Below are 19486 nucleotides of genomic sequence, written 5' to 3'. Positions count from 1 at the left end.
TTTTGCTAGAGGGTAGTATACTATATATAGTGTTAGTGATGAGAGATTCATATTTTTTGATAGGTCGTGATAAAACGTGGTACAAATCATATTTGATTCGAAAACAGGGAATGTTCAGCGGTTTGTGAATAAAATAGGCTTTCAGCAGATACGCAAGGTGGACGAAATAGACCACGTGGACACTCCGTTTGTTTTGGTCACCTACACGACAAACTTCGGTCAGGTACCGGCATCAACACAATCATTTCTCGAAAAATACGCCCATCTCTTATTAGGAGTCGCTGCGAGCGGCAATAAAGTATGGGGCGATAACTTTGCAAAAAGCGCCGATACCATTTCTAGACAATATCAGGTGCCGATCTTGCACAAATTTGAACTCAGCGGCACATCTAAAGACGTTGAATTGTTTACTCAGGAGGTAGAAAGAGTTGTCACAAAATCAAGTGCCAAAATGGATCCAGTTAAATAACGAAATCATGATCCAAAAAGATGGAAAATTCCAGTTTGATAAGGATAAAGAGGCTGTACATAGCTATTTTGTAGACTATATCAATCAAAACACAGTTTTCTTTCACGATTTAAAAGAGAAGCTGGATTATTTGATTGAAAACCAATACTACGAAGAGGAATTCTTAAGCCTTTATTCTTTTGAAGACATTAAAGAAGTGTTTAAGACAGCTTACGCTAAGAAGTTTCGTTTTCCTTCCTTCATGAGTGCGTTTAAATTCTATAATGACTATGCTTTGAAAACGAATGACAAGAAAAAAATCCTCGAGCGTTATGAGGACCGGATCTCAATTGTTGCGCTGTTCTTCGCCAACGGCGACACTGAGAAAGCAAAAGAATATGTGAACCTGATGATCAATCAGGAATATCAACCGAGCACACCGACATTTTTGAATGCCGGCAGAAAACGCCGCGGAGAACTTGTCAGCTGCTTCTTGCTGGAAGTCAATGATTCCTTAAACGATATCTCAAGAGCGATCGATATCTCCATGCAGCTTTCTAAACTGGGCGGCGGGGTTTCTCTTAACCTGTCCAAGCTCCGTGCGAAAGGTGAAGCCATTAAAGATGTTGAAAATGCGACAAAAGGCGTTGTAGGCGTCATGAAGCTTCTTGATAACGCGTTCCGTTACGCTGACCAAATGGGGCAAAGACAAGGATCCGGCGCGGCTTACTTAAACATTTTCCACCGCGATATCAATGATTTTCTTGATACGAAAAAGATTTCTGCGGATGAAGATGTGCGTGTCAAAACGCTTTCTATCGGTGTTGTCATTCCGGATAAGTTCGTTGAGCTTGCACGTGAGGACAAAGCGGCTTATGTATTCTATCCGCACACGATTTATAAAGAGTACGGCCAGCACATGGATGAGATGGACATGAACGAAATGTACGACAAATTTGTCGACAACCCTCGGGTCAAAAAGGAAAAAATTAATCCGCGGAAACTGCTTGAAAAACTGGCGATGCTTCGTTCTGAATCAGGCTATCCATACATCATGTTCCAAGATAACGTGAACAAAGTGCATGCGAATAACCATATTTCCAAGGTGAAATTTTCTAACCTTTGCTCTGAAGTGCTGCAGGCATCTCAAGTGTCTTCATACACAGACTATGATGTAGAAGATGAAATCGGTTTGGATATTTCCTGCAACCTGGGCTCACTTAACATTCTCAATGTTATGGAGCATAAATCAATCGAAAAAACAGTCAAGCTTGCGACAGACTCTTTAACACATGTGTCTGAAACGACTGACATCCGTAATGCACCTGCTGTAAGACGTGCAAACAAAGCGATGAAATCAATTGGTCTCGGCGCTATGAACCTTCACGGTTACCTTGCGCAAAACGGTATTGCTTATGAAAGCCCGGAAGCGCGTGACTTTGCAAACACGTTCTTTATGATGGTGAACTTCTACTCCATCCAGCGTTCTGCGGAAATTGCAAAAGAGAAAGGCGAAACGTTTGATCAATATGAAGGCTCAACCTATGCGACGGGTGAATACTTCGACAAATACGTTTCCACTGATTTCTCGCCGAAATACGAAAAAATCGCCAATCTGTTTGAAGGGATGCATATCCCGACGACAGAGGATTGGAAACAGCTAAAAGCATTTGTCGCTGAACACGGTATGTATCACAGCTACAGATTATGCATTGCGCCGACAGGCTCTATCTCATACGTGCAATCAAGTACGGCGTCTGTTATGCCGATTATGGAACGAATTGAAGAAAGAACATACGGCAACTCAAAAACGTATTACCCAATGCCTGGGCTTGCATCTAATAACTGGTTCTTCTATAAAGAAGCCTACGATATGGACATGTTCAAGGTTGTGGATATGATCGCGACTATCCAACAGCACATTGATCAGGGCATCAGCTTCACATTGTTCTTAAAAGACACAATGACGACCCGTGATTTAAACCGAATCGATCTGTATGCACATCATAGAGGAATTAAAACCATTTACTATGCAAGAACGAAAGATACTGGGCAAGACAGCTGCCTTTCTTGTGTTGTTTGATTAAAGGAGAGTTTATAGTGACAAAAATTTATGACGCAGCAAACTGGTCAAAGCATGAAGACGATTTTACCCAAATGTTCTATAACCAAAACGTAAAACAGTTCTGGCTTCCGGAAGAGATTGCTTTAAACGGCGATCTCCTCACATGGAAGTACCTCGGAAAAAATGAGCAGGACACTTATATGAAGGTACTTGCCGGACTTACGCTTCTTGATACAGAGCAGGGGAATACGGGGATGCCGATCGTGGCTGAACACGTAGACGGCCACCAGCGGAAAGCGGTGCTGAACTTTATGGCGATGATGGAGAACGCTGTCCATGCGAAATCGTACTCTAATATCTTCATGACCCTTGCACCGACTGAAACGATCAATGAAGTATTCGAATGGGTTAAACAAAATAAATATTTGCAGAAAAAAGCGCAAATGATTGTCGGACTTTACAAAGCCATTCAAAAAGATGATGAAATATCACTGTTCAAAGCGATGGTTGCTTCCGTCTATCTGGAAAGCTTCCTTTTCTACAGCGGTTTCTATTACCCGTTATATTTCTACGGACAAGGAAAACTGATGCAAAGCGGTGAGATCATTAACCTGATTCTTCGTGATGAAGCGATTCACGGCGTGTATGTCGGTCTCCTTGCGCAGGAAATTTATAATAAACAGACAGAAGAGAAAAAAGCAGAGCTTCGTGAATTTGCGATCGACCTTCTGAATGAGTTATATGAAAATGAGCTTGAGTATACAGAGGACTTGTACGATCAAGTCGGACTCTCACACGATGTAAAGAAATTCATCCGCTATAATGCAAATAAAGCGCTCATGAACCTTGGATTTGATCCATACTTCGAAGAGGAAGACATTAATCCGATCGTTTTAAACGGATTAAATACAAAAACTAAATCGCATGACTTCTTCTCCATGAAGGGGAACGGTTATAAAAAAGCGACAGTTGAGCCGCTCAAAGATGATGACTTTTATTTTGAAGATGAAAAAGAGCAGATATAATATCTGCTCTTTTCGGCTTGAAGGTTAAATGAGGAGGACGCAGTACCCATGGGAAAAATGGACGAAATGATTTTAGTCGCCCCGCGTGATGATGTGTTTAAGAAAGAAAGCTTAACCTTCCAGGGCGTGTACAGTGAAGATAGCAGAGTAGCAGAAATCATGGCTCAGATTGAAGCTGCCTATCGTGAAATGAGAAGAGGGGACGCAGAAGAAGATCCGCGTTTCAAGCAGCCGATACCTTATGTCGTCATCAAGCGCGAAGATGAAGTCTTCCTTTACGAGCGGCTGGCCGGCGGCGGTGAATCACGCCTGCACAACAAACTTTCTCTCGGCTTTGGCGGCCATATGAACGCGATCGAAGGGGCAGCTTCATTTGCTGAAGTCTTAAAGCTGAACACAGACCGTGAGCTTGAGGAAGAACTGCAAATAAATGAAGAAGATAAACAGGCGATTGTCACACTGGGATTGATCAATGATGATGAAAACAGTGTCGGTAAAGTGCATATCGGTATTCTTTCTGCGCTTCAATTGAAGCCCGGCGCACAAGTGGAAGTGAAAGAGAAAGACCAAATTGCAGGTAAATGGATGAAAGTTTCTGAATTAAAACAGGATGACATCTATAACCGTCTGGAAACATGGTCACAGTTTGTTGTTGATATTCTCGTATAAAAAAACCCGGTTTCTCGTGATGAGGAGCCGGGTTTTTTTATGAGACGCTTGTCTCCGTCTCGACTATGATTCCAGAATCACGATAGCGTCAAAGCCGGCATTTCTCGCTCTGGCAGCGAGAGCGTCCGCATTGTCTTTGGATGAAAATGCACCAATCTGCACTTTGTATAATCCATCCTTTAAAAGGACAATCGAGTCAAACCCTTTAGCTTCGGCACTCTTTGCCAGCGAGTCCGCATTCGCTTTGACTTTAAATGCACCGATTTGAACCTTATATAACCCTGAGCTGGAAGTCTTTTTAAGGTTAAAGGCTTGCTCCAGCCCGTTTGCATGCCCTCTTGCTAAGCTTTGAATAAAGCTGCTTATTTTCAGTTTGTTTGCATCGGCAACGGTATCAAGGAAGCCGTTTTCGGTCAATAGGGCAGGCATGGCCGACTCCCTTAGGACGTGGAAGTTGGCTGTTTTTTTGCCGCGATCGGCAAAGTCGACTGCTTGTATCACTTCAGAGTGAATTGTCGATTGATAAGACGTCGTTGGGGCACCTACACCTGGATAAATGTAGCTTTCAAAACCTGTGCCTCCACCGGAATTAACGTGAATGGATAAAAAGAAATCTGCTCCCCAGTTATTTGCGGCAGATGTGCGGTCATTTAAGCTGACATATTGGTCGCTTGTCCGGCTCAGCAGCAAAGAAATACCTTCATATTCATTAGTCAATATCGTACGTAAGGCAAAAGCGATTTGCAGCGTTAACGTTTTTTCTTGAAGGCCATTTCCTGTTGCGCCAGGATCAGACCCGCCATGGCCAGGATCAATAAAAATTTTAACCATTCTTCATCACCTCATTACAGGATATGAAAAAACACGGCTTCTGCTTGTACGATTATCATTTATCTGAAAAATGAGGAAATACCCCTTCAACATCCGGAAATTATTTCTCGGGAAAGCGCACAATTCAACATGAAGCGACAACTGATACGGTCTGAAATGAAATATGTGCATATGTCAGATGTTAGTGAGTATTATGGGTTCGATTCTATCTGCACTGATTCCTGCTGGTTTTAAGCTGTGCTTTCATTTTAAAAGCATGCATTTAGATATGAGAGCGCCGTTCATTTTGAAAAAAGGAACGGTCATGAAAGATATCATTAGAAGAAAAGGAAAACACCTTCGCAGGGATCTTCGGGCGGATGATACGCTTTGCACAAAAAAACAGCCCGTTTGAATGAAAAAAGGATTAACAATGTTTCTAACGTGAAGGGAGAAAAGTAGATATTACTCTAATAAAATGATTAAAAACAAAATCTCATGGTTTGTCCACCCCATGTCCGTGAATACAATAAGAAATAAAGTATTTCTCGGGAAAGCGCAGGATTCCCTATCGTTCCCGAAAAAAGCAACTGATTCGACACATGATAGGCGTTTGTCACAATCGGCATCCGCTTGAATATCATATAGAGAGAACAGAGAGGTGAAGATGTTGGAGCGCGCTGTGACTTATAAAAACAACGGACAGATCAACATTATTCTGAACGGGCAAAAGCAGGTGCTGACAAATGCTGAGGCAGAGGCGGAGTATCAGGCTGCATTGCAAAAAAACGAAGCAAAGCACGGCATTTTGAAGGAAATTGAAAAAGAGATGAGCGCATTAGTTGGGATGGAGGAAATGAAACGCAACATCAAGGAAATATACGCCTGGATTTTTGTGAACCAAAAACGCGCGGAGCAAGGCTTGAAGGTGGGAAAACAAGCGCTGCACATGATGTTTAAAGGAAATCCGGGAACGGGAAAAACGACGGTTGCACGGCTGATCGGCAAGCTGTTCTTTGAAATGAATGTCCTCTCAAAAGGCCACTTAATCGAAGCGGAGCGGGCTGATCTGGTCGGGGAATATATTGGACACACCGCCCAAAAGACGAGAGATTTAATCAAAAAGTCATTAGGCGGCATTTTGTTTATAGACGAAGCCTACTCGCTGGCAAGAGGCGGCGAAAAGGACTTTGGGAAAGAAGCGATCGACACACTTGTAAAACATATGGAAGACAAACAGCATGAGTTTATTTTGATACTCGCCGGATATTCTCGGGAAATGGATCATTTCCTCTCGCTAAACCCGGGCCTCCAATCAAGATTTCCCATCTCCATTGATTTTCCAGATTATTCTGTGACCCAGCTCATGGAGATTGCGAAACGAATGATTGATGAAAGGGAATACCAGCTCAGTCAAGAAGCGGAATGGAAATTGAAAGATTACTTAATGACAGTGAAAAGCACGACAAGTCCCATTAAATTCAGCAATGGACGTTTTGTCAGAAATGTGATCGAAAAATCGATCAGAGCACAAGCCATGAGGCTTTTAATGGGAGACCAATACTTAAAAAGCGACTTGATGACAATCAAAAGCCAAGATCTTTCCATTAAAGAAGAAGCATCTGGATCTGCATAGACCTCTCAGTTTTTGAGAGGTCTGTTTTTTGCTTGTATTTCTGCTTTTCAAAGCAATCGATTTGTGGTATACACATGCAGGGTTTGGTATGATAATACTACTGCCCAATATGCAAAAGAAAGGAACATCCATTTGAACGAACAAGAAACGATTCAGGAGAAAGCCATTTTAGTCGGATGTCAGCTGCCGCATATCACGGATGAGCATTTTGAAAATTCTATGGAAGAGCTAGCATCTCTGACAAAAACAGCAGACGGAAAAGTATTGACCAGCGTCACGCAAAAACGGAACAGGGCTGACGCCGCTACATATATAGGAAAAGGGAAGGTAGAAGAGCTGAAGGCGCTGGTGGAAGAGCTTGATGCTGATCTCCTCATTTTTAATGATGAACTGTCGCCAAGCCAGCTGAAGTCATTGGCAACAGCAATCGAAGTGAAGATGATTGACCGCACGCAATTGATATTAGATATTTTCGCAAAGCGGGCGAGAACAAGAGAAGGCAAACTTCAAATTGAGCTGGCTCAGCTGCAATATGCACTGCCGCGTCTGACGGGACAAGGGATCAACCTCTCCCGGCAAGGCGGAGGAATTGGTGCCAGAGGTCCCGGGGAAACGAAATTGGAGACCGACCGCCGCCATATCAGAAATCGCATTCATGAAATCAACACACAGCTTTCAACTGTCATTCGTCATAGAAGCCGATACCGAGAAAGAAGAAAGAAAAACGGTGTGCTTCAAATTGCGCTTGTCGGCTATACAAACGCGGGGAAATCAACATGGTTCAACCGCCTGACGAGTGCTGACAGCTATGAAGAAGATCTCCTGTTTGCCACGCTGGACCCGATGACCAGAAAAATGGTCCTGCCAAGCGGCTACAGTGTTCTTCTTTCAGATACAGTAGGATTTATTCAGGATCTTCCAACGACATTGATTGCTGCATTCCGGTCAACGCTTGAGGAAGTAAAAGAAGCGGATTTGATCCTGCATTTAATTGATTCTTCAAATGAGGATTATGTGGGACATGAAAAAACAGTCCTTCGTCTGCTTGAGGAACTTGAAGCAGATGATATCCCGATGCTCACGGCTTACAATAAACGTGATCAAAGACTGCCTGATTTTATACCGTCCGCCGGAAGGGATCATATTATGGTCAGTGCGAAATTTGAGGACGACGATGAAACCTTTAAAGAAGCGATTCAGCGCTATTTGCGCAAAGAGCTGTTAACGTCTTTTGAAGCACATGTGCCGGCAAGTGAAGGGAAGCTCCTTTCCAGAATCAAATCGGAAACGATGGTAGACCGCTTCTATTTTAATGAAGAAAATGAACGGTATGACATATCGGGCTATGTCCAAGAAGAGCAAAGTATCATCGGTGAATTAAAGAAGTATATGTAGGAAGGAAATATAAAGACATGTTTGACACATTAACACACGGAGAATTACTCAAAAAAACGGCAATGGAAGTGGAAGCGGACATTGCCGGGGTTCATAAACAAATAGAAGAAATCAGCGAGCGCAATGAATGGAGAGTGCTTCAAAGCTATAGAAAACACAAAGTAAGCGACACGCATTTCACGCCGTCTACTGGATACGGCTACGATGATATCGGAAGAGACACGCTTGAAAGCATATATGCGGATGTGTTTGGCGGAGAAGCGGGGCTTGTAAGGCCGCAAATCATTTCAGGCACACATGCCATCTCGATTGCTTTGTTCGGTGTCCTCAGACCGGGGGACGAGCTCCTTTATATAACGGGCAAGCCGTATGATACGTTAGAGGAAATTGTGGGCGTCAGAGGCGGAGAAAACGCTGGATCATTAAAGGATTTTCAAATCGGCTACAATGCGGTTGATCTGACGGAAGACGGAAGGATAGACTACGATGCAGTCGCCGCTGCGATTAATCCGAAGACCAAAGTAATCGGCATTCAGCGCTCAAAAGGGTATGCCAATCGCCCTTCTTTCTTAATTAGTGAAATAAAAGAAATGATCCGTTTTGTAAAAGAAATCAATGAAAACTTGATCGTCTTTGTGGACAACTGTTACGGAGAATTTGTGGAAGAGCTTGAGCCTTGCCATGTCGGAGCCGACCTGATGGCTGGATCTCTTATTAAAAATCCTGGCGGAGGTCTTGCGAAAACAGGCGGTTACCTTGTTGGAAAAGCGAAATGGATTGAAGCTTGCTCATACCGTATGACGTCACCTGGCATCGGCAGAGAAGCAGGGGCGTCTCTTTACTCGCTCCAAGAAATGTATCAAGGATTCTTTTTGGCCCCTCACGTTGTGTCTCAAAGTCTAAAGGGAGCGGTGTTTACAGCGAGATTTCTTGAAAAACTCGGCTTCACTTCAAACCCGAAATGGGATGCGAAAAGAACGGATTTAATACAATCCGTTGAGTTTTCTGACAGAGCAAAGATGATTGCTTTTTGCCAGGCTATTCAATTTGCATCGCCAATCAATGCTCATGTGACGCCTTATCCGGCCTATATGCCGGGATACGAGGATGATGTCATTATGGCAGCAGGCACATTTATTCAAGGAGCAAGCATTGAATTATCAGCTGATGGCCCTATTCGCCCGCCGTATGTAGCGTATGTTCAGGGAGGATTAACCTATTCGCATGTGAAGAATGCCATATGCAGTGCGGTAGACTCACTGATGGAAAAGCAATTAATTTAAATTTTTAAAAAATTTCTCTTAATTTGATGTTAAGAATCCTTACATCGTATTGACACAAAATATAACATCACCTATAATGAAACTAAGTTAAGAAAAGGAGGAAATTGAGATGAGTGATAATATTCGCCGCTCAATGCCTTTATTTCCAATAGGAATTGTCATGCAGTTAACGGAGTTATCAGCAAGACAAATTCGATATTATGAGGAAAATGGACTGATATTTCCAGCCAGAAGTGAAGGGAATAGACGATTATTTTCATTTCATGATGTAGATAAACTGTTAGAAATCAAGCACCTGATAGAACAAGGTGTAAACATGGCAGGAATTAAACAGATTCTGGCGAAGGCGGAAGCCGAGCCGGAGAAGAAACAAAATGAGAAGACGAAAAAACCAATGAAACATGATCTGTCTGATGACGAACTGAGACAGCTCCTGAAAAACGAGCTTATGCAAGCCGGCCGTTTTCAAAGAGGGAATACATTCCGTCAAGGCGACATGTCCCGCTTCTTTCATTAATCCGTTAGCAACTGTTTTGCTATATACATTTACCTTTTAAGAGGAGGAATTTTACCAAATGGCAAAGTACACTAGAGAAGATATCGAAACATTAGTAAAAGAAGAAAACGTGAAGTATATCCGTCTTCAATTTACTGACATTCTTGGAACAATCAAGAATGTTGAGATTCCTGTAAGCCAGCTTGGAAAAGCGCTTGATAATAAAGTCATGTTTGACGGTTCTTCTATTGAGGGATTCGTTCGTATCGAAGAGTCAGACATGTACCTGTATCCAGATCTAAATACATTTGTTATCTTCCCATGGACAGCTGAAAAAGGTAAAGTAGCACGTTTCATCTGTGATATTTATAATCCGGATGGCACACCTTTCGAAGGTGACCCGCGAAACAACTTAAAACGGATTCTGAAAGAAATGGAAGACCTCGGCTTCAGCGATTTCAACCTTGGACCTGAGCCTGAATTCTTCTTATTCAAATTAGACGAAAAAGGCGAGCCAACGCTTGAACTAAACGACAAAGGCGGATATTTCGACTTAGCTCCAACTGATTTAGGAGAAAACTGCCGCCGCGATATCGTACTTGAGCTTGAAGAGATGGGCTTTGAAATCGAAGCGTCTCACCACGAAGTAGCACCTGGTCAGCACGAAATCGACTTTAAATATGCTGGAGCAGTCCGCTCTTGTGATGACATCCAAACATTTAAACTAGTTGTCAAAACAATTGCCCGCAAACACGGCCTGCATGCGACATTTATGCCAAAACCATTGTTCGGTGTGAACGGTTCAGGTATGCACTGCAATCTATCACTCTTCAAAAATGGTGTTAATGCATTCTTTGACGAAAACGCAGATCTTCAGCTAAGTGAAACAGCGAAACACTTTATTGCAGGTATCGTGAAGCACGCAACAAGCTTTACAGCAGTAACAAACCCGACAGTAAACTCTTACAAACGTCTTGTTCCTGGCTATGAAGCACCTTGTTATGTAGCATGGAGCGCGCAAAACAGAAGCCCGCTTATCCGTATCCCGGCTTCCCGCGGCATCAGCACACGTGTTGAAGTACGCAGTGTAGACCCAGCTGCTAACCCGTACCTTGCACTTAGCGTATTGCTTGCTGCAGGATTAGACGGAATCAAAAACAAACTGGAAGCGCCAGCTCCAATCGACCGCAACATCTATGTGATGAGCAAAGAAGAGCGCATGGAAAACGGAATCGTTGACCTTCCAGCAACTCTTGCGGAAGCGCTAGAAGAATTCAAATCAAACGAAGTCATGGTCAAAGCGCTGGGCGAGCACCTATTCGAACACTTCATCGAAGCAAAAGAAATCGAATGGGATATGTTCCGCACACAAGTTCATCCTTGGGAGCGCGAACAATATATGTCTCAATATTAATCTATCAATCCCTTGGCACTATTGGTGTCAGGGGATTTTTTTATTAGTTAAACAATTTAATAATTTAATATAGATCCTGTAACACCAGACAAAAGGACGAGGAATAACGGTATTGACGGCGTGTATGGTCTGAAAACAGCAAATGCAGTCAAACGGTTCCAGTCAGTATGTGGCCTGACTGCATTTATGGACCTAAGACTAAAGCGAAAATTGAAGCGAAATTGAATTAATAAAAGAAGCCCTTCTTAAAAGAGGGCTCTTTTTCTAACTATGTTGTTTTAAGGTGTTTTCTAATTTGTTCAGTGACTTGCTTAAGCCATTTTAAGGGTGTTATATCATCTTCAGGAAAGTATATACCATCCGCTACTCCCTCTATAAATTCATTCTTGTCTTCTTCTGAATAATCACTATTTAAAAACTCAGTTAGTACTATTAAATCTCTTTCTTTTAGCTTTTGTGATGCTTCATTTAGATATTCATTAAGAGCATCTTCAGGAGATTCTATATCTTGGTGGAAATGTCCACCGAGAAATCTAAATACAGGATCAGAAACTTTAATTTCAATCATTGCTTATATAGCCTCTTTTATTTCTATAATTACTTTTTTCAACCATTGTAAAGGAGTTAAATCGATTGCCGGAAAATAAATCTCCGTATATGATTTTATAAAACTTTCTTTCTCTTGGTCAGATATGTTTTCATTTAAAAACTCTTCACAAAATTTTATTGTGAAAACTAAGCATTCTTTACTTGATTCAGCTATAAATTCTTTCAAAGCTTGTTCTGGTGAACCCATGTCCTGGTGAAATGTTCCTTCTAAAAAATCACTTAATTCTTCCAGAGTATCATAATTCTCGTACATTGTTATTCAGAACTCCTTTTATTTTGTAGGATAGCCAGTTAAAATAAATTCCCCATTTTTACTCTTTTTCAATACTATTGTAGCGTTGGTAGCATCCTTAGCAACATTTGAACCTTTTTCTACTCTTCTGCCGAGAACTTCTCCATCACCTTTGTATCTTAAAGGAAGAGTACGTCTACTGTTAGGATTAGAGAGCCATTTTTTTATTTTAGTAATGTTTTTTGGATCACTTAGAACTGAACTGGCGACTTTTTCTGCAGTAGCTCTATCTTTAAATGAAGAAGACCCAGAGATTTTTGTATCTTTTATTAAACGTTGAAATAATTCGCCATCAGTCTTCCCGACATGTCTTTCTATAAGATGCCCGCCTTTTGCTTCATGAGCAGCTAATCCGCCGCCAGGTGCGAGAGGGGTACTATCACCTTGTTTGACATTACCTGTACCCATGTTGTTAGAACTTTCAGTTCTTCTGAGAACACTCTCTTTTTTATCTTCCACAATACTTTTTAGCAGCGGAGTATTTTTCACATTAATGGTATTCTCAGCATCTTGAAGGATTCCTTCTAATGCAGGAGTATACCGGTTAACAGGAGATTTGACAAACTGTTTTACAGACTTTCCACCTTTCTTAATTGTATCACTAGCTGTTTTCCCAACTTTAGCAAGATCCTTCGAGCCTGTTGAGACAGAGGACTTTCCACCTTTCAATAACAGAAGACTTCCGCCCAAATAAGTAACATAGTGCAGCCGTGTGTATGCATCCCCGTGAATCATTTTTGTATCCCAATTATCCTTCAATGTGTCGACCATACTTTGAAAGGCAGCTTGATAGTCGTATTCCAGAACTGTATCAAGCACTTTTTGAGGATTCTTGTTTAAGTTGTCAATTGTCCAACCGATATTCCATCCGAATTGAATGGCTCCTTCACCGGTATCCTTGGCAAGATCGTATAAACCAACAATCGCACCCTTGGCGCCATCACCTATGATTTGCAACACTTCTTTTCCGTTATCCATGAAAGCTTTACGCTGTTCAAGAAATGAAACAAATTCAAGCTGTTCAGAGGTAAGGTTCTCATATCCGACCTTCTTGGCAATTTCTAAGTATTCATCCGGATCCGTCACGCCATCAGCTAGCTTCTTCTTCAATTCTTTGATTTCTCGTTCTTTTGCTTCATCTTTCTTGATCTTCAAATAACCTTCAGTTTGTTTCTCAATATCGCCTTTTTTCTTATGTATGTCACTTTCTCTATACGCTTTGGCATTGTAGTGGATGGGTGTAGCATTCTTACCCTTGCCAGTGGATTCCTCAAGCTTTTGAAAGTCCTTCTTGATGAATTGCTCGTTTGGCTCTGACTGAGCATATTCAGAAACAAGTGCTTCGTCAACGCTGTCTACTTTATTGACTGCTTTTTTGCGTTGGTTCTCCGCATCGGCGAGTTCGTCTTTAAAGGTTTCTGTCGAGAACAAATCAAGTGGGAGGATGTCATCGATATCATGTAAGATATCTTTCATCGCTTTCTTTTGTTCAGACATTATGGATTTTGATTTTGTGTAGGCGTTGGCCAGTTCGTGTTCTAAGAAGGATTCTTCTATATATGCATCAGATAAGCTGGCGTCCTCTAGAGTGCCTGAAATGCTTGTCAAGAAAGCAATTTTCATATCAAGTAAGTCAATCCAATTGTCAGCTACACCTGCGTGGTCTTGATAAAATGCTTTAATGTTGTCGGCGCCTTTGCCGGAAAACTCACTGTCATCCAAATCAGCTACAGCTTTAAAAGCCTTTTTTAGATTGACCATCTGACTTCTTAATTCCTTGTATTCTTTTGCACGTTTATCTGCTTCAGAAAGCAGTGATTTGGCTTCAAATACTTTCATGATCATATCCTTTCGTTTGAATAGCTCCAACAAGATTTTACCATGGGAAAATGAAGAAACAGACACGGATGTGATTCAAAAGTGAGAAATGATTAATTTGATCTGTGTCATTTTGCCTATCTGAATTAATTGAAGACCGTTTACGAAGTCAGGCGGTTCCAGTCCGTGCATGGATATCGCATAACAAAAATAGCCCTTTAGCACCTTACTTTTTTTGTTAAAATGATGAAAACAGCAAGGGGAGATAATATGGCATTACTACGCTTTATAAGTTTATATGGAATAGCCATCATTATACTGATGGTCATAGCGAATTTTGCTCCTTTTTTGGCGATGCCATTATACTATGTTGCCATGGCTACATTAGTCTTTCTGATTGTTTATCTGATATATTATTATTCCCAAAAGTTTAGAGGGAAGAAAAAGTAAACAAGCAAAAAGAATTCCAAATATATTTTTGCGCAAACTTCGCACAAAAATATTGTTATAAATCCTATTAAATCAATGATTCAATAGGGGTGATTAACTCCCTCCTAGGTAGTAAGCATATTATTCATAAAACATGCTTTTGACCAAAATTAAGACCAAAATTTGACCAAAAAAATTAACTAATCATACTTAATGTATTACAAATCTAAACGAATGAATTTGCTGAAACGCTTGATAAGTAAGGGTTTTGATTGTTATAGATTAGCTCTTTTATCTAAAGAATCATGTTCCGCACACAAGTACATCCTTGGGAACGCGAACAGTATATGTCTCAGTATTAATCTCTCAATTCCTTGGCACTATTGGTGTCAGGGGATTTTTAAATTTTGGTCAAAAGATTAAGAGAACAATATTTTTGGTCCTTGACCAAAAATATGACCAAAAAAATTTGAAGTTATGAATCTAACTCCAATTGTGGCAAATATCGTAGATACAATCCTCAATCTGAACGGTGTCCTGACATTTGGAACCGTTCTTTTAATGAGGGACTTTCCATTACGGAGAGCCTTGCACAGATTGGCGTTAAGATTCCGCCTGCCATTACTGATCGTCTTCACCTAATCGAAAGTGACAACGAACAAACAAACGAAAAAGATGAACAGGCTGCTGGGTAACCCGGCGGCTTTTTCTATATCAAAATAAAGGAGAGTACACTTATGACAATCAAAGTGAAAATGAATCTTGTATCAGAAGCTAAATACGGTTTGGAATGCCCGAATCACATGGACGCTGAATACATCACCATTCACAACACGGCAGACGACGCGTCAGCTGCTAACGAGGTCAGTTACATGACCGGAAACACCAGTTCAACGAGTGTTCACTTTGCAGTTGATGATAAAGAGGTTATTCAAGGCCTGCCGTTAAATCGCAATGCATGGCACACAGGCGACGGTACAAACGCCGTAAGTCTATTGGCGTTGAAATCTGCTACAGCAAGTCAGGAGGGGCTAAATACTACGCGGCAGAAAAGCTGGCTATTAAATTTGTGGCGCAGCTGCTTAAAGAACGAGGATGTTGATCGTGTGCGGAAGCATCAAGATTAGAGCGGAAAGTATTGCCCGCATCGTATCTTGTCAGAAGGGCGCTGGGATGAAGTCAAAGCTGCAACTGATGCTGAATTAAAAGCGCTTGGCGGCAAAACATCTAGCAAGAAAACAACTTCATCTAAGACAGTTAAAAAATCAAGCTCAAGCAAAAAAGAAATCGTCCTTTAATCTACCTTCCGGCATTTTTAAAGTGAAGAGCCCATTGATGCACAGCAATGCAGTTGAGCAAATTCAAACAGCGTTATCGGCATTGCATTTCTATCCGGATAAGAAAGCCAAAAACTTTGGGATCGATAGCTATTATGGACCGAAAACCGCCGATGCCGTACGACGGTTCCAGCTAATGAATGGATTAAAAGCTGACGGTATTTATGGGCCGAAAACAAAGGCGGAAATTGAAAAGCTTTTAAAATAAGTTTGTGAATTGACGAGGTTGAAAAATCTCGTATTTTTATACCGATAAGAATAAAAAAGGACGATTTAAGCATAAAAATATACCCTCGATGAATAAATCGGGGGTTTTTTATGCAAAAAAGAAAGCCTATTAGATCAGGCTTTTGCAGTTTTCTAGTTAACATACTATAAGAAATTCCAAAAAATGTTATCTAAAAAAGTTTTTTATAGCCTCTAAACGTATGTTATGACTACATTCTTCACAAGTATATTTTCCTTTCATGTTTTCTTTAACTTGCTTATATTTCAATGTGCCTTCATATACTTTAAATCTTTTCCTGCAACTTATACAAATTACTTCATAATAAAAAATCACAAATCCCTCCTTTTCTCAAAAGGACTTAATTCGAGTATTTTCATTTGAACTTTGATCGAACTATTCAAGATGAACGTAATGCTTCTCCAAAGTAAAATTGACATTAAGTTGCACATACAGCCAGCAATAACTACTATATGTGTTCCATACTTCATTTTAAAACAAAATGAGTGCAGTTTTCTATTCTATACAGGGGCTTAGGCAGGACAATATTTATGGACCTAAGACTAAAGCGAAAATTGAAGAGAAATTGAAGTAATAAAAGAGCCTCTCATATAATGAGGGGCTCTAAATTGCAATCCTTTGACTTAATCGTCCCAGTCTCCATCATCAATCCAGTCGTCTTTCGTTTCTTCAAGCTCTTCTATTAAAAACTCTAGGAATGTGCTACCAACTTGTTTACCATATCCCTCTTGGTTATCCCAAAGGATGACAGGGCATTCTCCTTCTTTCATCTTGTTAGTGTCAAGACAATAAGAAAATTCATCAACATATTCGATCACTACAAGACCATCGAAAAGGTTATAATATTTTTTATATTCATTGGTCTGTTCAACAACTTCAGCACCGTGAGAATCATATCCGAGTATCATTGTCCCGTATGCTCCCCCTGAACCATACTCAGTTAAAAACCATTTATAGCTGTCTGGAAGGGTTATATTAAGATCCTCTTCTATTTCTCTAATCTGATCTTCAGTGACTCCCCCGGTGAGAATTGAATTTTCTTTATTTTCATCAAAGAAAGTTTTCACTTTTGAATAATCCATTAAACTTTCGCCTCTTATTCTTGGTTCTCAAATTGCTGAGCTCTCCATCTCCAATACCTTCTCCTAAAGCTTTTATATTGTTTATCAAGTACTGGATCGTTTCTAAAACTTTGTCCATTCTCTTTTAATCCATGCAAAACATCACTGTACTTATTGTGCCAGCTTTCAGGTATCTCGAGCATATTGCCAGGCTCTTCTTGAATCAAATGATGCACATTAATTTGGGTTCCATCTTTTGCATTAGTCATATCTTTAACTTCATTTGAACCTTTACGAACTCCTCTACCTAAAAAGTTCGGCATAATGGGAAACCAGTTGTATTATCATGCTCATGGAATTGATTTATCAGAAATCGGCGCTCCGTTGATGCAGGGGCAGATTAGTTTTGGTAAGAGTCAGATTTTACTGAGGGATTACACAAGAAAAGAAGAGATTAAAGCTGTTCTTCTAGAGATTTGTGAGGTCGCAAGAAGCGCACGTGCACATAATAAAGTTGGCTGAACAATAAGTCTAGGAATTGGCTACAGTAAAGATGAGCTTGGTTGTGGATTTCATCGAGCCAAAACAATTGATCTTCCTACAAATATCACAATGGATATTTATAGATGCTGCTTAATGCTCTTTAATAAATTTCACTCGGGTAAAACAGTGAGAAGTATCTCAGTTACGTTATCAAATATTGAGGAAGATGTTAACCAGCAGTTGAGTTTATTTGAAGCGGATAATGAAAAGAGAAGGAAACTCGGTTTTGTCATGGATGGGATTAGAAGCAAATACGGATCGAAAGCAATTCTGAGAGCAGTTTCTTATACACCTGCAGGAACTGCACTCCACAGAGCTGGACTTACTGGGGGACATAAATCATAAAAATAACCTCCTCAATTTGGAGGGGGTATAAGAAAAAAATATTAAGAAGTATGTCCTCTGCTTGCAATTTCATACGAATGACCATCAGTAAAACCAATACTGGACGTATGTCCTCTGCGTGCTTCTTGGACATCTTTTTGAGTGTTAGTTAAATAAATGCTTGCAAATCCAATTAAAACAATGGCTAAAATTAAGACAGATGCATGCTTAAGTTTCATAAAGACAATCCCCTCTCTGAATTTGTTTACGGGCATAAAGCACTTTCTCATAATAAACAACAGCCACTTTATGGTCTTCTTTTTCATTGTAATACTTCGCTGCATCTGCTGCTAAATCCTCCACGTCTGAAAACATTGACTTTAATTCTAAATAATTTAGAATCGAATTTAATTTTCCTTTGTCGTTATCTACATATAGGGCATGAATGAATTCAAACATTTTGGCCATTATCTCATCGTTTAAATCTTTGGATAAAGACAGACCATGTGCACACCAAGAAGTTCCCTCGGAGTGATTTCTCATTTTAAATGTGGTTTTTGTCAACATAAGTAAGATGTCTAATAAACGATTTGAGTGCTCATACCCATTATCCTGGTATACTCTAATACCCTCCTTAAAGTACTCAGCTGCCTTTTCATAAGCTTCCTCAGCAAATAAACATAAGCCAAGATTGTACAGAGATGATCCGATTAATCGTGACATATCGATTTCTCTTGCTTTATCTAGAGCATCTTTAAAATGAGGGATCGCTTTTTCAGGGAAGTCCATATCCAAATAGTTTAGACCGATGACAAATGAGCATTGAATAACTCTTACAGTGTAGTTTTCATGTGCTTTATAACTATCAATTGCTTGAACAATGTGATGCATCGACATATGAGTTTGCTTCATATGATAATAAATTTCTGCAACTTTGTAGTGGAATTCTGCTCGTTCAATCTCATCTGCAACAAGTGATAATTTTCTCTCGGCTTGCTTATAGAAGCTTATGGCATTAAGATATTCGTATTGTTCAAATTCATACATTCCACGGAAAAAGTTAAAATAATATTCAAGAATCCCTTTCAAATCAGTTTGGTTACTTTCAATCTTTTCTAATAAGTCTGAAATTTCAGGCCGTTCTTCGTTCATTGTTTTTGGTTCAAGGTAATCCAGCATTATTTGATGGCGAAAACACATGAGAGAATAGTACAGCAATAAATCTTGGTCTTCCTCCATATGTTTTATTTCTTCTTCAACCTCTGCTTTTAATATCTCTGCATCTGGAACGGCGAACATCCGTATGTATTTATACCACTCATTGATTTTAACTCCAACTGCGGATGACGGAATTAATTGCTCCATTGAAATCCCTCCCTATATGTATCCAATAGACTAATATGTCATATTTTATCATATTTAAATGAATAAGGAAGATTAATGTTATCTTAAAAAACGAAAAAAAAAACCTTCTCAATTAAGAGAAGGGTAGAAGGTTTATCTCGGTGAATCATAATCCATTGCTTGTTCACTATCAGAATCAGTTGATTCAAGTAAGAGGCAATATTGTTGAATAAGGATAGTC

17 protein-coding genes and 5 pseudogenes are annotated in these 19486 nt (G+C 40.2%); 14 read left to right on the top strand and 8 right to left on the bottom strand.

Annotated elements, in window-relative coordinates; translation table 11 throughout:
- Nucleotides 1-76 precede the first annotated feature (76 nt).
- From nrdI to NZD81_RS06340, 4 genes are read left to right on the top strand one after another with little or no spacing between them, the layout of a single operon-like run.
- Nucleotides 77-469 carry a class Ib ribonucleoside-diphosphate reductase assembly flavoprotein NrdI gene (gene nrdI / locus NZD81_RS06355; protein WP_040083097.1) on the top strand — a complete coding sequence of 131 codons (393 nt, stop codon included), beginning with the start codon at nt 77-79 and terminating at the stop codon, nt 467-469.
- Nucleotides 429-2531, top strand: a complete 2103-nt coding sequence (gene nrdE / locus NZD81_RS06350) for a class 1b ribonucleoside-diphosphate reductase subunit alpha (RefSeq protein WP_040083095.1) — start codon at nt 429-431, stop codon at nt 2529-2531. Before nrdI ends, nrdE begins: the two co-directional genes overlap by 41 nt.
- Before the next feature lie 17 nt (nt 2532-2548).
- Entirely contained in the window at nt 2549-3538 is a 990-nt protein-coding gene (nrdF, locus tag NZD81_RS06345) for a class 1b ribonucleoside-diphosphate reductase subunit beta (protein ID WP_014664066.1), read from the top strand.
- 48 nt (nt 3539-3586) lie between these two features.
- Nucleotides 3587-4207, top strand: coding sequence for a hypothetical protein (locus tag NZD81_RS06340; protein ID WP_282372161.1), 621 nt, complete (start codon nt 3587-3589; stop codon nt 4205-4207).
- Nucleotides 4208-4270: 63 nt separating this feature from the next.
- Here NZD81_RS06340 and cwlC read toward each other — a convergent pair whose 3' ends face one another.
- The gene (gene cwlC / locus NZD81_RS06335; protein WP_282372163.1) at nt 4271-5038 is read right to left on the bottom strand and encodes a sporulation-specific N-acetylmuramoyl-L-alanine amidase; all 768 of its coding nucleotides are present in this window, start codon (nt 5036-5038) and stop codon (nt 4271-4273) included.
- Between the two features lie 178 nt (nt 5039-5216).
- On the opposite strand from cwlC, the gene NZD81_RS06330 reads away from it, so the two are divergent.
- From NZD81_RS06330 to NZD81_RS06300, 7 genes and pseudogenes are all read left to right on the top strand, one after another.
- On the top strand, nt 5217-5432 hold the full coding sequence (locus NZD81_RS06330) for a hypothetical protein (RefSeq protein ID WP_282372166.1): 216 nt from the start codon (nt 5217-5219) through the stop codon (nt 5430-5432).
- A gap of 252 nt (nt 5433-5684) precedes the next feature.
- Entirely contained in the window at nt 5685-6653 is a 969-nt protein-coding gene (gene spoVK, locus NZD81_RS06325) for a stage V sporulation protein K (protein ID WP_003231746.1), read from the top strand.
- A 132-nt stretch (nt 6654-6785) separates the two neighbouring features.
- On the top strand, nt 6786-8048 hold the full coding sequence (hflX, locus tag NZD81_RS06320; protein WP_040083090.1) for a GTPase HflX: 1263 nt from the start codon (nt 6786-6788) through the stop codon (nt 8046-8048).
- Nucleotides 8049-8065: 17 nt separating this feature from the next.
- Entirely contained in the window at nt 8066-9331 is a 1266-nt protein-coding gene (locus tag NZD81_RS06315) for a methionine gamma-lyase family protein (protein WP_282374315.1), read from the top strand.
- A 109-nt stretch (nt 9332-9440) separates the two neighbouring features.
- The gene (gene glnR, locus NZD81_RS06310) at nt 9441-9848 is read left to right on the top strand and encodes a transcriptional repressor GlnR (RefSeq protein WP_014664075.1); all 408 of its coding nucleotides are present in this window, start codon (nt 9441-9443) and stop codon (nt 9846-9848) included.
- A gap of 58 nt (nt 9849-9906) precedes the next feature.
- Complete coding sequence (gene glnA / locus NZD81_RS06305) at nt 9907-11241, top strand: type I glutamate--ammonia ligase (protein ID WP_014664076.1); 1335 nt, start codon at nt 9907-9909, stop codon at nt 11239-11241.
- Between the two features lie 84 nt (nt 11242-11325).
- Nucleotides 11326-11471 (top strand): annotated as a pseudogene (locus NZD81_RS06300) (peptidoglycan-binding domain-containing protein); the annotation flags it as partial.
- Between the two features lie 38 nt (nt 11472-11509).
- On the opposite strand, the gene NZD81_RS06295 reads toward NZD81_RS06300, so the two are convergent.
- The 3 genes from NZD81_RS06295 to NZD81_RS06285 are packed head-to-tail and all read right to left on the bottom strand — an operon-like array spanning nt 11510 to nt 13981.
- The gene (locus NZD81_RS06295; protein ID WP_282372170.1) at nt 11510-11809 is read right to left on the bottom strand and encodes a contact-dependent growth inhibition system immunity protein; all 300 of its coding nucleotides are present in this window, start codon (nt 11807-11809) and stop codon (nt 11510-11512) included.
- A gap of 3 nt (nt 11810-11812) precedes the next feature.
- Nucleotides 11813-12103 (bottom strand): contact-dependent growth inhibition system immunity protein, encoded by a 291-nt coding sequence (locus NZD81_RS06290; protein WP_069839412.1) that lies wholly within the window; start codon nt 12101-12103, stop codon nt 11813-11815.
- An 18-nt stretch (nt 12104-12121) separates the two neighbouring features.
- The gene (locus NZD81_RS06285; RefSeq protein ID WP_282372172.1) at nt 12122-13981 is read right to left on the bottom strand and encodes a ribonuclease YeeF family protein; all 1860 of its coding nucleotides are present in this window, start codon (nt 13979-13981) and stop codon (nt 12122-12124) included.
- Nucleotides 13982-14881: 900 nt separating this feature from the next.
- Here NZD81_RS06285 and NZD81_RS06280 point away from each other — a divergent pair.
- Together NZD81_RS06280 and NZD81_RS06275 are read left to right on the top strand one after the other, a co-directional pair.
- Nucleotides 14882-15084, top strand: a pseudogene (locus NZD81_RS06280) (phage holin family protein); the annotation flags it as partial.
- A gap of 42 nt (nt 15085-15126) precedes the next feature.
- Nucleotides 15127-15934 (top strand): annotated as a pseudogene (locus NZD81_RS06275) (peptidoglycan recognition protein family protein).
- A 662-nt stretch (nt 15935-16596) separates the two neighbouring features.
- On the opposite strand, the gene NZD81_RS06270 reads toward NZD81_RS06275, so the two are convergent.
- Both NZD81_RS06270 and NZD81_RS06265 read right to left on the bottom strand, forming a co-directional pair.
- Nucleotides 16597-17055 (bottom strand): SMI1/KNR4 family protein, encoded by a 459-nt coding sequence (locus tag NZD81_RS06270; protein ID WP_282372173.1) that lies wholly within the window; start codon nt 17053-17055, stop codon nt 16597-16599.
- Nucleotides 17056-17069: 14 nt separating this feature from the next.
- A pseudogene (locus tag NZD81_RS06265) lies at nt 17070-17294 on the bottom strand (HNH/ENDO VII family nuclease); the annotation flags it as partial.
- 43 nt (nt 17295-17337) lie between these two features.
- On the opposite strand from NZD81_RS06265, the pseudogene NZD81_RS06260 reads away from it, so the two are divergent.
- Nucleotides 17338-17922: pseudogene (locus NZD81_RS06260) on the top strand (DinB/UmuC family translesion DNA polymerase); the annotation flags it as partial.
- A gap of 41 nt (nt 17923-17963) precedes the next feature.
- Here NZD81_RS06260 and NZD81_RS06255 read toward each other — a convergent pair.
- Together NZD81_RS06255 and NZD81_RS06250 are read right to left on the bottom strand one after the other, a co-directional pair.
- The gene (locus tag NZD81_RS06255) at nt 17964-18140 is read right to left on the bottom strand and encodes an aspartate phosphatase (protein ID WP_282372174.1); all 177 of its coding nucleotides are present in this window, start codon (nt 18138-18140) and stop codon (nt 17964-17966) included.
- A complete protein-coding gene (locus tag NZD81_RS06250) occupies nt 18130-19266 on the bottom strand; it encodes a response regulator aspartate phosphatase (protein WP_282372175.1) in 1137 nt (378 codons plus the stop codon). Before NZD81_RS06250 ends, NZD81_RS06255 begins: the two co-directional genes overlap by 11 nt.
- Nucleotides 19267-19486: the final 220 nt, after the last annotated feature.

This window comes from Bacillus sp. B.PNR1, assembly GCF_030386235.1.
Lineage (GTDB): Bacteria > Bacillota > Bacilli > Bacillales > Bacillaceae > Bacillus > Bacillus stercoris.
The sequence above is the reverse complement of the archived record's forward strand: the minus strand, read 5'-3'. Positions and strand labels throughout refer to the sequence as shown.

Bases quoted from the DNA above. Each gene is read 5' to 3' on its own strand.
- NZD81_RS06255 (WP_282372174.1), bottom strand. From the start codon at position 18,140: ATGAAACTTAAGCATGCATCTGTCTTAATTTTAGCCATTGTTTTAATT.
- cwlC (WP_282372163.1), bottom strand. From the start codon at position 5,038: ATGGTTAAAATTTTTATTGATCCTGGCCATGGCGGGTCTGATCCTGGC.
- glnR (WP_014664075.1), top strand. From the start codon at position 9,441: ATGAGTGATAATATTCGCCGCTCAATGCCTTTATTTCCAATAGGAATT.
- NZD81_RS06285 (WP_282372172.1), bottom strand. From the start codon at position 13,981: ATGAAAGTATTTGAAGCCAAATCACTGCTTTCTGAAGCAGATAAACGT.
- NZD81_RS06315 (WP_282374315.1), top strand. From the start codon at position 8,066: ATGTTTGACACATTAACACACGGAGAATTACTCAAAAAAACGGCAATG.
- NZD81_RS06270 (WP_282372173.1), bottom strand. From the start codon at position 17,055: ATGGATTATTCAAAAGTGAAAACTTTCTTTGATGAAAATAAAGAAAAT.
- NZD81_RS06330 (WP_282372166.1), top strand. From the start codon at position 5,217: ATGTTAGTGAGTATTATGGGTTCGATTCTATCTGCACTGATTCCTGCT.
- NZD81_RS06290 (WP_069839412.1), bottom strand. From the start codon at position 12,103: ATGTACGAGAATTATGATACTCTGGAAGAATTAAGTGATTTTTTAGAA.
- spoVK (WP_003231746.1), top strand. From the start codon at position 5,685: ATGTTGGAGCGCGCTGTGACTTATAAAAACAACGGACAGATCAACATT.
- NZD81_RS06340 (WP_282372161.1), top strand. From the start codon at position 3,587: ATGGGAAAAATGGACGAAATGATTTTAGTCGCCCCGCGTGATGATGTG.
- NZD81_RS06250 (WP_282372175.1), bottom strand. From the start codon at position 19,266: ATGGAGCAATTAATTCCGTCATCCGCAGTTGGAGTTAAAATCAATGAG.
- glnA (WP_014664076.1), top strand. From the start codon at position 9,907: ATGGCAAAGTACACTAGAGAAGATATCGAAACATTAGTAAAAGAAGAA.
- NZD81_RS06295 (WP_282372170.1), bottom strand. From the start codon at position 11,809: ATGATTGAAATTAAAGTTTCTGATCCTGTATTTAGATTTCTCGGTGGA.